Annotated in this window: 15 protein-coding genes and 1 tRNA gene; 7 read left to right on the top strand and 9 right to left on the bottom strand. The window is 71.7% G+C overall.

Going from position 1 to position 12,994, the window contains the following annotated elements:
• Positions 1–4: 4 nt before the first annotated feature.
• Together HDG69_RS01785 and dcd are read right to left on the bottom strand one after the other, a co-directional pair.
• Complete coding sequence (locus HDG69_RS01785) at positions 5–1,129, bottom strand: hypothetical protein (RefSeq protein ID WP_171782069.1); 1,125 nt, start codon at positions 1,127–1,129, stop codon at positions 5–7.
• A 104-nt stretch (positions 1,130–1,233) separates the two neighbouring features.
• Positions 1,234–1,809 (bottom strand): dCTP deaminase, encoded by a 576-nt coding sequence (gene dcd, locus HDG69_RS01780; protein ID WP_171782068.1) that lies wholly within the window; start codon positions 1,807–1,809, stop codon positions 1,234–1,236.
• Between the two features lie 172 nt (positions 1,810–1,981).
• Between dcd and HDG69_RS01775 the strand changes: the two genes are divergently transcribed.
• The 3 genes from HDG69_RS01775 (at position 1,982) to HDG69_RS01765 (ending at position 3,285) form a co-directional block, all read left to right on the top strand.
• Positions 1,982–2,052: transfer RNA gene (locus tag HDG69_RS01775), tRNA-Gly, on the top strand.
• Positions 2,053–2,390: 338 nt separating this feature from the next.
• Positions 2,391–2,588: a hypothetical protein gene (locus HDG69_RS01770; RefSeq protein ID WP_171782067.1), complete on the top strand. Its 198-nt coding sequence runs from the start codon at positions 2,391–2,393 to the stop codon at positions 2,586–2,588.
• The gene (locus HDG69_RS01765) at positions 2,578–3,285 is read left to right on the top strand and encodes a hypothetical protein (RefSeq protein ID WP_171782066.1); all 708 of its coding nucleotides are present in this window, start codon (positions 2,578–2,580) and stop codon (positions 3,283–3,285) included. Before HDG69_RS01770 ends, HDG69_RS01765 begins: the two co-directional genes overlap by 11 nt.
• A 73-nt stretch (positions 3,286–3,358) precedes the next feature.
• Here HDG69_RS01765 and HDG69_RS01760 read toward each other — a convergent pair whose 3' ends face one another.
• Positions 3,359–3,847, bottom strand: a complete 489-nt coding sequence (locus HDG69_RS01760) for a GNAT family N-acetyltransferase (RefSeq protein ID WP_171782065.1) — start codon at positions 3,845–3,847, stop codon at positions 3,359–3,361.
• An 80-nt stretch (positions 3,848–3,927) separates the two neighbouring features.
• Between HDG69_RS01760 and HDG69_RS01755 the strand changes: the two genes are divergently transcribed.
• A complete protein-coding gene (locus HDG69_RS01755; RefSeq protein WP_171782064.1) occupies positions 3,928–4,422 on the top strand; it encodes a DUF6328 family protein in 495 nt (164 codons plus the stop codon).
• A gap of 109 nt (positions 4,423–4,531) precedes the next feature.
• The gene (locus HDG69_RS01750) at positions 4,532–5,884 is read left to right on the top strand and encodes a hypothetical protein (protein ID WP_171782063.1); all 1,353 of its coding nucleotides are present in this window, start codon (positions 4,532–4,534) and stop codon (positions 5,882–5,884) included.
• Positions 5,885–5,905: 21 nt separating this feature from the next.
• Here the strand turns inward: HDG69_RS01750 and HDG69_RS01745 are convergent, their stop codons facing one another.
• The 3 genes from HDG69_RS01745 to HDG69_RS01735 all read right to left on the bottom strand — a co-directional run bounded on the left by HDG69_RS01745 (position 5,906) and on the right by HDG69_RS01735 (position 9,303).
• Complete coding sequence (locus tag HDG69_RS01745; RefSeq protein WP_171782062.1) at positions 5,906–6,952, bottom strand: pirin family protein; 1,047 nt, start codon at positions 6,950–6,952, stop codon at positions 5,906–5,908.
• Between the two features lie 729 nt (positions 6,953–7,681).
• On the bottom strand, positions 7,682–8,686 hold the full coding sequence (locus tag HDG69_RS01740) for a hypothetical protein (RefSeq protein WP_171782061.1): 1,005 nt from the start codon (positions 8,684–8,686) through the stop codon (positions 7,682–7,684).
• 65 nt (positions 8,687–8,751) lie between these two features.
• Complete coding sequence (locus HDG69_RS01735; protein ID WP_343036205.1) at positions 8,752–9,303, bottom strand: DinB family protein; 552 nt, start codon at positions 9,301–9,303, stop codon at positions 8,752–8,754.
• Between the two features lie 52 nt (positions 9,304–9,355).
• Between HDG69_RS01735 and HDG69_RS01730 the strand changes: the two genes are divergently transcribed.
• Entirely contained in the window at positions 9,356–9,961 is a 606-nt protein-coding gene (locus HDG69_RS01730) for a TetR/AcrR family transcriptional regulator (protein WP_171782060.1), read from the top strand.
• A 41-nt stretch (positions 9,962–10,002) separates the two neighbouring features.
• Here HDG69_RS01730 and HDG69_RS01725 read toward each other — a convergent pair whose 3' ends face one another.
• Positions 10,003–10,860: a sugar phosphate isomerase/epimerase family protein gene (locus HDG69_RS01725; RefSeq protein ID WP_171782059.1), complete on the bottom strand. Its 858-nt coding sequence runs from the start codon at positions 10,858–10,860 to the stop codon at positions 10,003–10,005.
• A gap of 186 nt (positions 10,861–11,046) precedes the next feature.
• Between HDG69_RS01725 and HDG69_RS01720 the strand changes: the two genes are divergently transcribed.
• Positions 11,047–11,697, top strand: coding sequence for an HAD family hydrolase (locus tag HDG69_RS01720; RefSeq protein ID WP_171782058.1), 651 nt, complete (start codon positions 11,047–11,049; stop codon positions 11,695–11,697).
• Between the two features lie 15 nt (positions 11,698–11,712).
• Here HDG69_RS01720 and HDG69_RS01715 read toward each other — a convergent pair whose 3' ends face one another.
• Together HDG69_RS01715 and HDG69_RS01710 are read right to left on the bottom strand one after the other, a co-directional pair.
• Entirely contained in the window at positions 11,713–12,123 is a 411-nt protein-coding gene (locus HDG69_RS01715; protein ID WP_171782057.1) for a TM2 domain-containing protein, read from the bottom strand.
• Positions 12,124–12,195: 72 nt separating this feature from the next.
• Entirely contained in the window at positions 12,196–12,984 is a 789-nt protein-coding gene (locus HDG69_RS01710; protein ID WP_246255946.1) for a GAP family protein, read from the bottom strand.
• Positions 12,985–12,994: the final 10 nt, after the last annotated feature.

Genomic DNA, 12,994 nt, shown 5'->3' with positions numbered 1-12,994 from the left:
GGTGCTACAGGTCCTCGGGCGCCAGGAGGAACTCGGACTCGTCGGCGATCTCGCCGCCGACGGCACCCTGGATGGCCGAGGCCACCTTGCCGACCAGGTCCGCGGACCGCCTGCGCGCCACGACCAGCGCGGGCTGCGGGAACTCCCGCTGCGCCTCGTGCAGGTCCGGCGGGTCCCAGACGACGCGGTAGCAGATCGCCCCGCCGGCCGCCCACGGCAGCTCCTTGACCAGCAGCGGCAGCACCTCGTCGCCGCTGACCTCCACCGTGACGAACCCGTCGTGGCCGAGGTCGATCGTCAGACCGTAGCCGTCCAGCACCACCGGCTCCTGGAGCGCGGCGATGTCGATGTCGTCGGCGCGGGCGTGCAGTGCCCGGCGCACCTCCGGGTCCATCTTCTCGCCGGGGTAGAGCGGCTTGTCGGCGATGCCGGGCGGCGGTCCCTGGTAGTCCGCCCCCTCGGTCGCGAGGACGACGCGCGGGTGGACCGCCTGGAGCACCCGGTGCGCGGCCTGCGGGTCGAGCCAGATGTCCGACCAGACCGTGAGATCGACGGCGGCGCCCGGGTCCGGCGTGAGCACGACACCGGCCCCGGCGTCGCGGCGCGCGGCCTCCGCGGGGTCCCACAGGGCCGCGACGTCGAGCCGGGTCGAGCCGCCGAGCCGCCGAGCCGCCGCCACGAGCCAGGCGACGACCCGCTCCTCCTCACGGTTCGGCAGACCGGCAGGGAATGACCGGGCCAGCCCGTCCCGGTCCCCGCCGCCCGGGAGCGGGGGGTCGTCCCAGCGCTCCCGCGGCGTCACGACGTCGAAGACCATGGCCGTGCCGCTGGGCAGACCCGTCTCGAAGCCGTCACCCCGCGGCGCGTAGGGGCCGTGGACGTGGCTGTGACGGGTCAGTCGCAGCACGCCGGGCTCACCGGGGGCGGCGATGCGTCCGGCAGGCAGGTCGGCGCCGAGCAGCGACGCGGGCGCCACGTCCCAGCGCGCCCCGGAGAACCGGGACATCGCGAGCACCTCGACCTCGTCGACCTCCACGTCAGCGGGCACGGCCAGCAGGTGGCGCGCCTGGTGCCCCTGCGTGGTCGCACGTGGCAGCGGGGGCAGGGACGGTGGCGACTGCTTGGCCATCTGACGGAGCTCCTTCCGGGACCGGGGCGCCGCGTCGTTCCTGGTCGTCGACCCCGCGCGGCGGGACCGAGCGTACCGACGTCGGCCGCCTCGGTAGTACGCGCTCATACGCCCCAACGGTGGAAGGACTGCCAGGACCGGCTCGCCGTCGGCCCGCGCTGCCCCTGGTACCGCGACCCGTAGCGCTCCGAACCGTAGGGGTGCTCCGCGGGCGAGCTGAGCCGGAAGAAGCAGAGCTGACCGATCTTCATGCCGGGCCAGAGCGTGATCGGCAACGTCGCCACGTTGCTCAGCTCGAGCGTCACGTGGCCGGAGAACCCCGGGTCGATGAACCCCGCCGTGCTGTGGGTGAGCAGGCCCAGCCGCCCCAGGCTGGACTTGCCCTCGAGCCGGGCGGCGACGTCGTCGGGCAGCGTGACCGCCTCGTAGGTGGACCCCAGGACGAACTCCCCCGGGTGCAGCACCAAGGGCTCACCGGGGTCGACCTCGACCAGCCGGGTCAGCTCCGGCTGCTCCTGCGACGGGTCGATGAACGGGTACCGGTGGTTGTCGAAGAGCCGGAAGAACTGGTCGAGGCGCACGTCGATGCTCGACGGCTGCACCATCGCCGGGTCGTAGGGGTCCAGGGCGACGCGCCCGGCGTCGAGCTCGGCACGGATGTCGCGGTCGGAGAGCAGCACGGGGACACGGTAGTCGGCGCTCCCCCGGCGCGCACCGCGGTCTCGCGAGGCGTCCGACGGCGCGGCTCGACGCCCCCGGTTCCGTCCCGGTTTCGGCGTCGGGCGGGGTGTTGGGTATGATCGGGACGCGCGTCGTCGTGGCGGCCCTTCCTGGGCCCGCGAGGACCGGCGTGCGGGTGTAGTTCAATGGTAGAACTTCAGCTTCCCAAGCTGATAGCGCGGGTTCGATTCCCGTCACCCGCTCAGCACCGAGAGGCCCGGCCGTCACGGCCGGGCCTCTCGTCGTCTGCCGGAGGCCGGTTCTGGCACCCCTTCCCAGGCCGCGACCGGCTCCGTCCACGACGGCACCTGGATCGCACGACCGGACGGTCGGATGGCTACGGCACTCGGAGCCGGCCACGCGACAGATGAACCAGGCTCCCGTGCGATGGCACTCGGCCGTGTGCCAGGAGTTCGAGCGGCGCGCGCACGACAGGGCAGCCCCCCGATGAGCGCGTTCGCACAGACACTCCACCCGATCTGGTGTGTGTCGGTGCCTCGTAGCAGGATGGTGGACTACCGACGAACGGAAGGACGCTGACATGGCCCCCCGCACGATCGAAGTGACTCGCGCCGACCTCGAGCGTCGGCGCGAGGAGATCCTCACGACGCTCGGGACCACGTTGGACGACTTCCGCGAGCGTGTGGCCCGCGGCTCTCTGGCCGGCTTCGAATGGGACGCGGTGGAAGAACTCGAGGAGATCGCTTTTCTCCTCGGGGAAACCACCGATGACTTCTGAACTCGAAGAGCGATCCCGCGAGTTCGCCGGTGAGATCGGCGACATGATCGCCGCCACCCTGGGCGACCACGTGCAGATGGTCTCCGTGAAGCTCGGGGATCGATACGCCGTCCGACCCGACGGCACGACGAAGAAGAACCAACGGGTCCCGCTGCACGTCCAGGGCCAGCACCTCGCAGACCTGGCCGTCGCCGTCTTCCTCCAGCTCGACCACGCCCGCGAGCACCTGAAGGCGACGCGCACCGACATCGCCGTGTACTCGACACTGGACAGCACACCGCTGGTCCGGCTGGAGTACCTCAGCGACATGCGAACCGATCCCATCTGCCACTGGCAGTTCCACGGAGAGCGCGGTGCCTTCAGCCACCTGCTCGCCATCGCGCACGCCAAGGACAGTCGGCGGGTCAAGCAGCCTCACGATCTCTCCAGCGTTCATCTCCCTGTCGGCGGAGAGAGATTCAGGCCATGCCTGGAGGACGTGCTCGAGATGCTCATCAAGGACTGCGGCGTCGACGCGGTCGAAGGATGGCAGGCTGCGCTCGAAGCCGGACGCGAGCGGTGGCGCATGAGGCAGTTCCGGTCCACCGTCCGCGACCTCCAGCAGGAAGCGGCAGCCACCCTCCAGAAGTACGGCTGGACCGTCTCGCCGCCCACGAAGGGCTTCACGCCGCACCTGGCGCCGTACAAGCAGTGGTGAGCAACCCCCGCCATTCCAAGCTGATAGCGCGGGTTCGATTCCCGTCACCCGCTCAGCGCACCCCGACGGGGTGTCACCGCACGTGGCGGACCTCGGCGAGGCCGAGCTGCTCATCGACGCACCGAGCACCGTCGGGGACGAACCCATTGCGCTCGTAGAACCGACGCGCGCGCGGGTTGTGCTCCGCGACCCAGAGCTGGGCAGTTGCGTATGGCGGCAGGACGGCGTCGAGCAGGGCCTGGCCTGCCCCGGACCCGTGGTGCGCCTGCAGAACGTAGAGGAGGTACAGCTCGCGCTCACGCACGGGCTCGTGGCCCCCGACGGTCCGCCCGCTGCCGTCGGAGGCGATGCCCACGACACGACCCCCGGCCTCGGCCACGACGACCCCGTCGCCGGCGAGCCAGCGCTGCCACAGCAGGGTGCGTCGCTCCAGGGTGTCGGTGTCCCAGTGGTCCGCACGGAGCAGCCCGGAGTACGTCTCGACCCACGAGGTGTGATGGACCAGGGCGCACCCGGCGGCGTCGTCGGGTGTCGCGGCACGGAGCGTGAACGGAGCCAGCATCGCGACATCGTGCCGTCGCTGCGCCCACGGCCCCCCGGTGGCACGATGAGGTGCCCACCAGCAGTCACGGAGGAGGGGCGATGACGGACGCCGCAAGAAGGCCGGAGCCCCGGGAGCACGGCCGGGAGGAGACGTCGGAGGAACGCTCCGACCGCAACTGGGTCGAGCTGCTCCAGGAGCTGCGGGTCATGCAGACCGGCGTCCAGATCCTCACCGGCTTCCTGCTGATCCTGCCCTTCCAGTCCCGGTTCCAGGACCTCGACGCCTTCCAGCGCAACGTGTACCTGGTGGACCTTCTCGTCTGCATCACGGCGACCGGCCTGTTCGTCGCCCCGGTGGCGATCCACCGGTCGTTGTTCCGCCGCCACCTCAAGCGGCCGGTGGTCACCATCGGAGACCGGATGACCAGGGCGGCGCTGGTGCTGCTCGCCGTCGCGCTCTCCTGCACGGCGCTGCTGGTCTTCGACGTCGTCCTCGACCGCACGGCCGGACTGGTGGTCGGGAGTGCGTGCGCGGTGCTGCTCCTCGGCCTGTGGGCCGTCCTGCCGATCATCGTCCGGCATCGGAACCAATAGCCCCGTCCGGATCTTCCCGACCAAAAGGACATTCCTTTCCGACGGGCGCATTCCGATATTCGTCGATACGCTCCGAATCATCGACGTCGATCGGTTCGGGGGATCCGGAATGTCGCTGCGCTTTTCTGTCGTCGCCACCATCGTGGGTGCACTGCTCCTCGTCGACGCGACGGCGGCCGCTGCCGCGCCAGAGGTGCGGGAGCCGCACGGCGGGAGCCCGGTGACCTGGGAGTCCGCCGTCGACTCGTCCCGTTTCGGGCGGACGTCCACCAACGACGGGACCCGCGCGCTCGCGACGGCGGTCCGCACCAAGAAGAAGACCCACACCGTGCAGGTCGTCGTCGCGACACCCAAGAACATGTCGAAGAAGCGCGTCAAGAAAATGGTCCGGGACACCGACGTCGACCGACTTCTCTCCCGGACCTCCTCCTACTGGTCGAAGCAGTCCAGGGGAAAGGTCACCTTTGTCCGATCGGGAAAGATCCACCGCATCAACACCGGCGACGGCGCCTGCCGCACGACCCAGCAGGTGCTGAAGCAGGTCAAGCGGGGCGGCGCCAAGCACTACGGGAAGGGCTGGTACTCCGCGAAGAACCGGGGGCCCGACCGTCGCGCCCACCTCGTGGTGCTCTACCCGTACGGCAAGGGCGACTACGCCGGCGGGTCTCGCTACGGCAAGACCTGCGCCGGCAAGGTCGGGCTCGCCTCGATGCCCTCCAAGGCGGGCCGGGACTCGCCGGGAGGGTGGGCGTTCTCCCTGTTCGGCGGGCCCGACGGGCTCAGGTCCACCAACCGGTGGAACCACCGCCAGTACGACAAGGGCGTGGCCACGCTGGCGCACGAGCTCGCCCACAACCTGGGGCTGGAGCACTCCGGCGTGGGGTGGTGCCGGGGCAAGAACGACGGCGGGTTCCGCAGCTCGCGGTGCGGCGCTGCCGAAGGGCTCGACCCCCTGGACCTGATGGGTGCCGAGTTCGCCGCGCAGGGCATCCCCTCGCTCTCCGGCGCGCACAAGCGACGCCTCGGCGTCCTGCCGAAGTCCGAGCAGCGGTTCGTCGGCGCGAAGGGCGGCAACCGCACCGTCCTGCTCACCGCCCGGCACCGGGACACGAAGCGCCCGACCCTCGTCCGGGCCCGCGACCCCCGGACCGGGGAGGTCTACTTCATCGAGCTGCGCAGCAACGAGCCCGGTGTGCGGTACCCGTACACACCCCTGCCCTACCGGGCGAGCTCCGACTACACCGTGCGCTACGGCATCACGGTCTCCCGCATGGCGGGCAGCCGGTCCACGTGGGCGTACCCGGGCGAGCACCTCGTGGTCCCCATGGGCCGTGAGTCGACCCGTCGCTCCACCATGCGCGAGGGACAGACCTTCACCACCCGCAGCGGAGGGATGAAGATCAAGGTCGTCAACGTCGGCAAGGGGATGAAGAACGCCAAGCTCCGGATCACGTTCCCCTGAGACCGGCCCGCGAGCGACCCTTCAGGAGCCGGGGCGACGCCGGGGACGCAGCCGGACCTCCGGCAGCGCCGGGGCGCGCAACGGCCCGCCGGCGTAGCCGTCGACCCTGCCGAAGCGACGCTCACCGGCACCCGGCTCGAAGTCCGTGCCACCGTCGTCCAGGTCGGTGAGCTGCGCCGCCCAGTCGGCCCGCGCGCGGACGATCTCCTCGTGGGTGCGTCCCACGAAGTTCCACCACATGACGACGTCCTCGGCGAACGGCTCGCCCCCGAGCAGGACGGCACGCACCGGGCTCTCGCCGGCGGCCACGGTCAGCCGGGCCCGCCCGGGGGCCGTGTAGGCGAGCGCACCGGGCGGCACGGCGTCGGTCTCGAGGCGCGCGTCGCCGTCGTCCACGAGCAGCCCGTGCTCGAAGACCGGGTCGACGTCGAGGACGACCGACGCACCGGCCTCCAGGTCGATCTGTGCGCCGACGAGCGGGGTGTAGGTGCGCGCCGGCGACACCAGCTCCTCGTCCGCGACACGCAACGTCCCGAGGAAGACCTGCACCCGGGCACCGTCGTGGACGACGACGGGCAGGTCAGCGTGGTGCTCGAAGCTCGGCGCGCTGTCCTTCACCGCAAGAGGCAGGACCGTCCAGAGCTGGACGCCGTGCAACGTGGGCGGGCGAGGACGGCCCGCCGAGGTCGCAGGCGACTCCTCCGAGTGCGAGATGCCGTGCCCTGCCGTCATGAGGTTGAGCTCGCCGGGCAGCACCGTCTGCCACGACCCCACCGAGTCCCGGTGCAGGATCTCCCCGGCGAACAGCCAGCTGACGGTCTGCAACCCGATGTGCGGGTGCGGCGGCACCTGCATCCCCGCCGACGACGAGACGTCGTCGGGCCCGTAGTGGTCGCAGAAGCACCAGGCACCGATGAGGGAGCGCTGCCGTTGCGGGATCGTCCGGCGCACGGTCATGGCGCGCGGGCCGCCGAGCGGGACGTCCCGCGCTTCCAGCAGCTCCACGCCGCCGACGGCAGAGCCGGGTGCGCACACCTGCTCGTCCGGGCGCGTCTCGAGGTTGCTCATGGCCCGAGGGTACGTGCGGTCGCGCTCCCAGGTACGGCCGAGGCCCCCGGGGCGGCCGGGGGCCTCGGCGATTGCCGCGTTCCCCGGCGATCGCAGTCGGGGCGCTGTGTCGACGTCACAGCCCCGGGCCTCCCACCGGATCGGTCAGGGCCTGGTGCGTCGTCGCCCCGACCGGCCCGTTCTCCGCAGGATCCCGGACGCGGGTGGTCTTCCGGCCCCGCCGGACACCCGCGTCGTCACCCGCGGCCCGCACTCGGTGCGGATCGGTCCGTCGTTCTCCGGTCGACCTTCGCCCCGACCGATGAGCTCGAGGCTCATCCTGTCGAGACCGTTAGGCACGTTTCTAGACCCGCTCGGTGGGTACTGCAAGAGGTCCGGGGCAGGAGATCTTCGACCACAGGCTCGTCCACAGCAGGACCCCCGGAATCCCCATACCGTCCACACCCCTGTGGACAAAATCTGTGGACGACACGCCAGATCCGGCGCGCCGCGCATCCCACGGAACGGTGTGGGGCGTTCAGGTTGTCGTCCGCGGGAACGACGTGGTAACAGGAAGGAACCGCAGGATCATGCGGCTCGGGGCGTCTCGCGGAGGATGTCCGACTCGTCGCGCCGGGAGGCCGCCACCACCGGGAATCCTGCGTTCACCAGGGCGGGCACCGATGCCCGGCCCGCTGCGGAACGGTCCACACGCCTGTGGACAACATCACGCTCGTCGCGGCAGAGACGTCAGATCCAGGCCCGTGAAGCGGTGCGCTGCTCGTCGGTCCGACGTTCGACCTCGGCCGTCGACACGAGGAACGCGCCGTCGTCCACCATCGCGCCGCCGACCTGGTCGTGCAGCAGGAGAGCGAGCCGCGCGACGAGCACCCGCATCCGCGCCCGGGCGATCACGTGGACCCCGGACGGGCGCTCGACCTCCAGCTCGAAGGAGTCCTGCGGCAGCCAGGACATCCGGGCGACGTGCGGCCCGTACTCCCGCCACTCGAGCCCCGCCAGCGCCCGCGGCACCCGCTCGACCCGTTCGGCCTCGACCACGATCGTCCCGTCGTACGGCGTGCGTGCCACGAGCCTGGTGCGGGCCGTGCCGTCCGCGGCACTCTCCTGCGCCTCGACCTCCGCCGTCGCGACGAGGGATCTCAGCAGCCCGAGGAGCTCGCCCGCGACGACCGGGTGCGCGGCGTACAGCGTGAGGTCCACGGCGCTGGTGGGATCAGGATGCAGGAGCTGGCGCCCGTCGGCGAGCAGGGTGCCCCCGGTCTTGCGGGCGACCGCGACGCCCCACTGGACGAGCCGGAGCTCCTCGCCCTCCGGCAGGCCGGCGGCGAAGGCACGCGAGATCCCGTCGCGGTCGTCGGTGGACACGGGCCGGCCGGCCCGTTGGTCGAACATCCCGTCCACCCGGCCGAGGGCGTAGGCGGCTGCGCTGCCGCTCAGCCCCGCCTGCGGCGACAGCCCGTCCGCCACCGGGAAGGGGCCAGCAGCCCCGTGCTCGGTGCCGATGCCGAGCACGCCCGGCTCGGCCTGCTGGGCACGCTCGGCCGCCATGCCGCGGAACCGTGCTCCACCCGTCGGACGCGGTCCGGTGTCCGCCTGCGGCTCGCGCAGCCACTGGACGTCGGGGAACCAGGCGTCGGCCAGGCCCTTCACCTGAGCAGGCTCCCACGAGTCCGGGACGACGAGCACGTGGTTCGAGGCGTGCTCCGGAGGGACGAGCGTCTGCACGTACGACATGTGGCGCAAACTACTCCTCTCGGCAGCCCCCCGTGTTTCCGGCGTGTGACGCCGGCCGTGTCGGCTCAGGCGCGGACGTCGGACAGGTGGTGCTCCACGTCGTGCAGGAAGTACCGCCCGAAGGTCCGCACCGTGAAGACGGAACCGTTCGAGCGGCGTCCGACCCGCTCGAGCTGATCGGCCCGTACAGCGTCGAAGCGGTGCGCGACGGCCTCGCCCGCCTCGGTCAGCTCCTCGGCCACGACCGCGGGGTCGCACTGCTCGTAGCGCCCCTCGACCGCCGCCGCGTCCTGGTCCCAGTTCGCGAACTCGGCGCCGTCGGCGTCCAGCATCAGCGCGAGCCGCTCGTCGAAGACCCGGAACACGTCCCGGACGTGCGCCCCGTACTCCAGGGGCGACCAGACGCCAGGGGCGGGACGACGTCGCACCTCCGGGCGGGCGAGCACCGCGCGCCAGACGGGCACGGTCGCCCGCACGGCGGCACCGACGGCGAGGGGGTCGACCGCGGTCGGGTCGAAGCCGCACTCCGGGCAGGACCGCTCGACGACCCACGTCCAGTCCTTGGTGTCCGGCGAGATGCCGTCCGACGCATTCTCCGCAGCGGTGTCATCAGTCACAGCGGCGACAATAGCGGCCTTTGACCTGACACAGCCTGCCTATGATGTCAGCATGCCCAAGATCATCGGGAAGAGTTTGCACGAGCACCGTCAGATGACTCGACACAAGCTGTTCACGGCGTTGTCGACGCTCATGGCGGAGCGCGGCTTCGACACGATCACGCTGGCCGACATCGCGACCGCGGCCGGCGTGGGGCGCACCGCGGTCTACAACCACTTCTCCGACAAGGAGTCGCTGCTCCTGGGCTTCATCACCCACGAGACCGAGCAGTACGCCCTGACGCTCGAGCGGGCGCTGGCCGAGGTGCAGGACCCGGTCGAGAAGCTGCGCACCTACATCCGCCAGCAGGCGCAGCTCGCCCGGGTCTTCCACCTGGCACCCGGGCCCGACCTGCGGACGGTGCTGTCCCGGTCCACCCAGGCCCGGCTGCGGGAGCACGCCGAGATCGTGGAGTCGATCCTCAAGCGGATCCTGCACGACGGCGTCGCCCTCGGGTCGTTCCCCCGGCAGGACATCGAGCCCACCGTGCAGCTCGTCAACGCCTGCCTGTCGGGCCGGCTCATCCCCGAGGACCCCGAGACGCGCGAACGTGCCATCCGCGCCGCCGAGACGTTCGTCCTGCGGGCGGTCGGAGCACGGCCCGCGCTGGCCGCCTGACTGCCTCGCACCATCTGCCGCACGACCGCGCGGCGCGCGACCTACCAGGCGTCCGCCGGGAGGTGGCGGTGCTCCGGCTCGGGGGGCGTGTACGGCACGGGCTCCGGCGCAAGGTAGGACCGGGCGAACTCGAGGCCGGCCACGAGGTCGGTGTGCCGCTCGTGGGCGTCGAAGGCCTTCCGGGTGGAGATCTCCAGCACGACGTCGCCGTCGAACCCGGTCTGCGCGAGCTCGGTGAGCACCTTGTCGCAGTGCATGTCTCCGCGGCCCGGCACCAGGTGCTCGTCCCGGGCGTTGAACGTGCCGTCGGCCAGGTGGACGTGACGCAGCCGGTCGCCGAACTGGCGCAGCAGCGTCAGCCCGTCCTGCTGCGCGATCGCGGCGTGCGAGAGGTCGAGCGTCACGGCGTCGTAGCCGTGCTCCATCGGGTCCCAGCCGGGCAGGTACGCCTTGAGCTCCCGGTCCAGCCGTGAGTGCGGGCGCCACGGGTACATGTTCTCCACCGCCACCGTCACCTCGCTGGACGCGTTGAGCGTGCGGACCTGCTCCTCGAAGGTGCGCGCGTAGCGGTACTGCCAGCGGAACGGCGGGTGCACGACGACGGTCCGCGCCCCCAGCTCGCCGGCCATGTCCACCGCGCGAGCGAGCTTGTCCGCCGGTGAACGGCCCCACACCCGCTGGCTCACCAGGAGCGTCGGGGCGTGGATGGAACGGATCGGCATGCCGGTGTCTTCCGCGAGGCGCGACAGGGCGCGCCGGTCCTGGGAGACCGGATCGTGCCACACCATCACCTCGACGCCGTCGTAGCCGATCTCGGCGGCGGACTCGAAGGCGAACGCGGCACGACGCGGGTACACCGACGCTGTCGACAGCGTCACAGGGATCGCCGGTTCGGTCATGTCTCTCACCCTAGGTCCGAGGTCTGGACGTCCGCTGAATACGCTACTCCGGCACGTCGACGGCCGCGAAGTAGTACCTCCGGTGCTGCGGAAGTACCCCGCGCGTCCTTCCGCAGCACCGGAGGTACTACTTCGCGGTCGGTGTGGGAGGGGTAGGCGAGAGGGGCGGCGGATAGGCTCGGCGGCATGGTGAGCGCGGTGGTCCTCGACGTCGGCGAGACCCTGATCGACGAGACCCGCATCTTCTCCCGGTGGGCCGACCGGCTCGGCCTGCCCCGTGGCACGTTCCTCGGCCTGATCGGCGCCTGCGCCGCCACCGACAGGCCGCTCGAGCACGCCTTCGAGCTGGCCCGGCCAGGGTTCGACGTGCCCGCGGAGATCGCCCGGTGGGCGGCGGACGAGCCCGACGGCCTGCGGGAGAACTTCGACGCGGACGACCTCTACGACGACGTCCGGCCGGCCCTGGCCGCCCTGCGCGACGCCGGGTACGCCGTCGTCGTCGCGGGCAACCAGCCGCCGCAGGCCCGGCGCGCGCTGGAGGCCATGGACCTGCCCGTCGACAGCATCCGCACCTCGGACGAGTGGGGCGTGGAGAAGCCCGACCCGGAGTTCTTCGCACGGGTCGCCGACCTCACCGGGGTGCCGCCGTCCGGCATCGCCTACGTGGGCGACCGGCTCGACAACGACGTGCTGCCCGCCGCCGACGCCGGCATGCGGCCCGTGCTGATCCGCCGCGGCCCGTGGGGCTACCTGCACGCCACCCGTCCGGAGGCCGCGCGCGTCGACGTCGTCGACTCCCTGCACGAGCTGGCGGCCTGCCTCGGCCGGCCGGACTGAGCCGACCGGCCCGGCTCAGTCGCGCAGCGGCACGCCCTTGGCGTCCCGGGAGAAGCTCCCGGTCTTGTCGGTGAGGTACAGGATCCCCTCGACCAGGCCCCAGATCGCCACCGCCCACGACAGGAAGCCGAAGGACAGCACCGAGATCAGCAGCATCGTCAGGCCGAGCCCGGTGTAGCCGAGGTAGAAGCGGTGGATGCCGAGCGTGCCGAGCAGGATCCCCAGCAGGCCGGCGGCGATGCGCGACTTGGCGTTCGGGTCGGCGTACCCGTAGGGCTGCTGGTAGGCCGCGTAGGGCTGCTGGGCGTAGGGCTGCTGACCGGGCTGGGCGTACGGCTGCTGGTACGGCTGGCCCTGCTGGGCGTACGGCTGCTGACCGGGCTGCGGCTGACCCGGCTGCTGCGGGTCCTGAGGCTGGTCGGACATGAGGGGGCCTTTCGGACGGGATCGAGAACCACCGGAGGGTATCGCCCCACGTGACGGCGGCGCGCCGTCGTGTCAGCCGGTCCACCCCAGCCGCCCGAGCGCGTTCAGCGCGAGGAGCACTCCCACGATACCGAGGACCCAGCCGGTCATCTCCGCGGCGTTCTTGGACAACCACCGTTCCGCGCGCTGCAGCAGCGGGTCGACCCGCCGGGCAGCCGCCCTCCGTGCGGCGAGCAGCAGCAGCGCGGGCAGCACCATGACGAGGCAGTAGCCCGCCAGCAGGGCGAGCGCGAGGGCGGCGGGGAGGTCCGCGGCGGTGACGAGCCCGATCCCCGCGAGGTAGGGCAGCATCGTGGCCACCTCCAGCAGCACGGCACCGACGGCGAGGCCCAGCAGCGGCGTCAGGCTCGTGGTCGCCACCGAGCTCGGGCCCGAGCCGTGGCCGCTCCCGGCCGGAGCGGTCCCCATCGCCCGCTCCCGCCAGCGGACCAGTCGGGACGGTCGCCCCTGCTCCGCCCGACGGCGGGCCCGCTTGCCGTCGAAGCGAAAGCTCCACGCGAACAGGCCGACCCCCGCGAGAAGCTGGGCGAGGAGCCACGGTCGCGACTCGAGCACACCGTCGAACCTGTCGAGCAGAAGACCGGCGCCGAGCGCGATCGCCACCCCGATCACCAGGTAGGACCCCGCCACGGTGCCGAGGTAGAGGAGCATCCGGCCCACCCGGGGTCGCCCGGGGGCGAGCAGCAACCACACGGGGACGAGCAGCGTGCCGAAGCTCGTCGAGTCGATCAGCGCGAGCACCACCAGAGCGCCGACCAGCGGGAGCATGCCGTCGGCGCCGGGGAGGTCGAGGAGGTCCATGCGAGCAGGA

The organism is Isoptericola halotolerans (assembly GCF_013149785.1).
GTDB classification, from domain to species: domain Bacteria; phylum Actinomycetota; class Actinomycetes; order Actinomycetales; family Cellulomonadaceae; genus Isoptericola; species Isoptericola halotolerans.
Note: the sequence above shows the minus strand (reverse complement) of the source record. Positions and strands in the feature narration are given on the sequence as shown.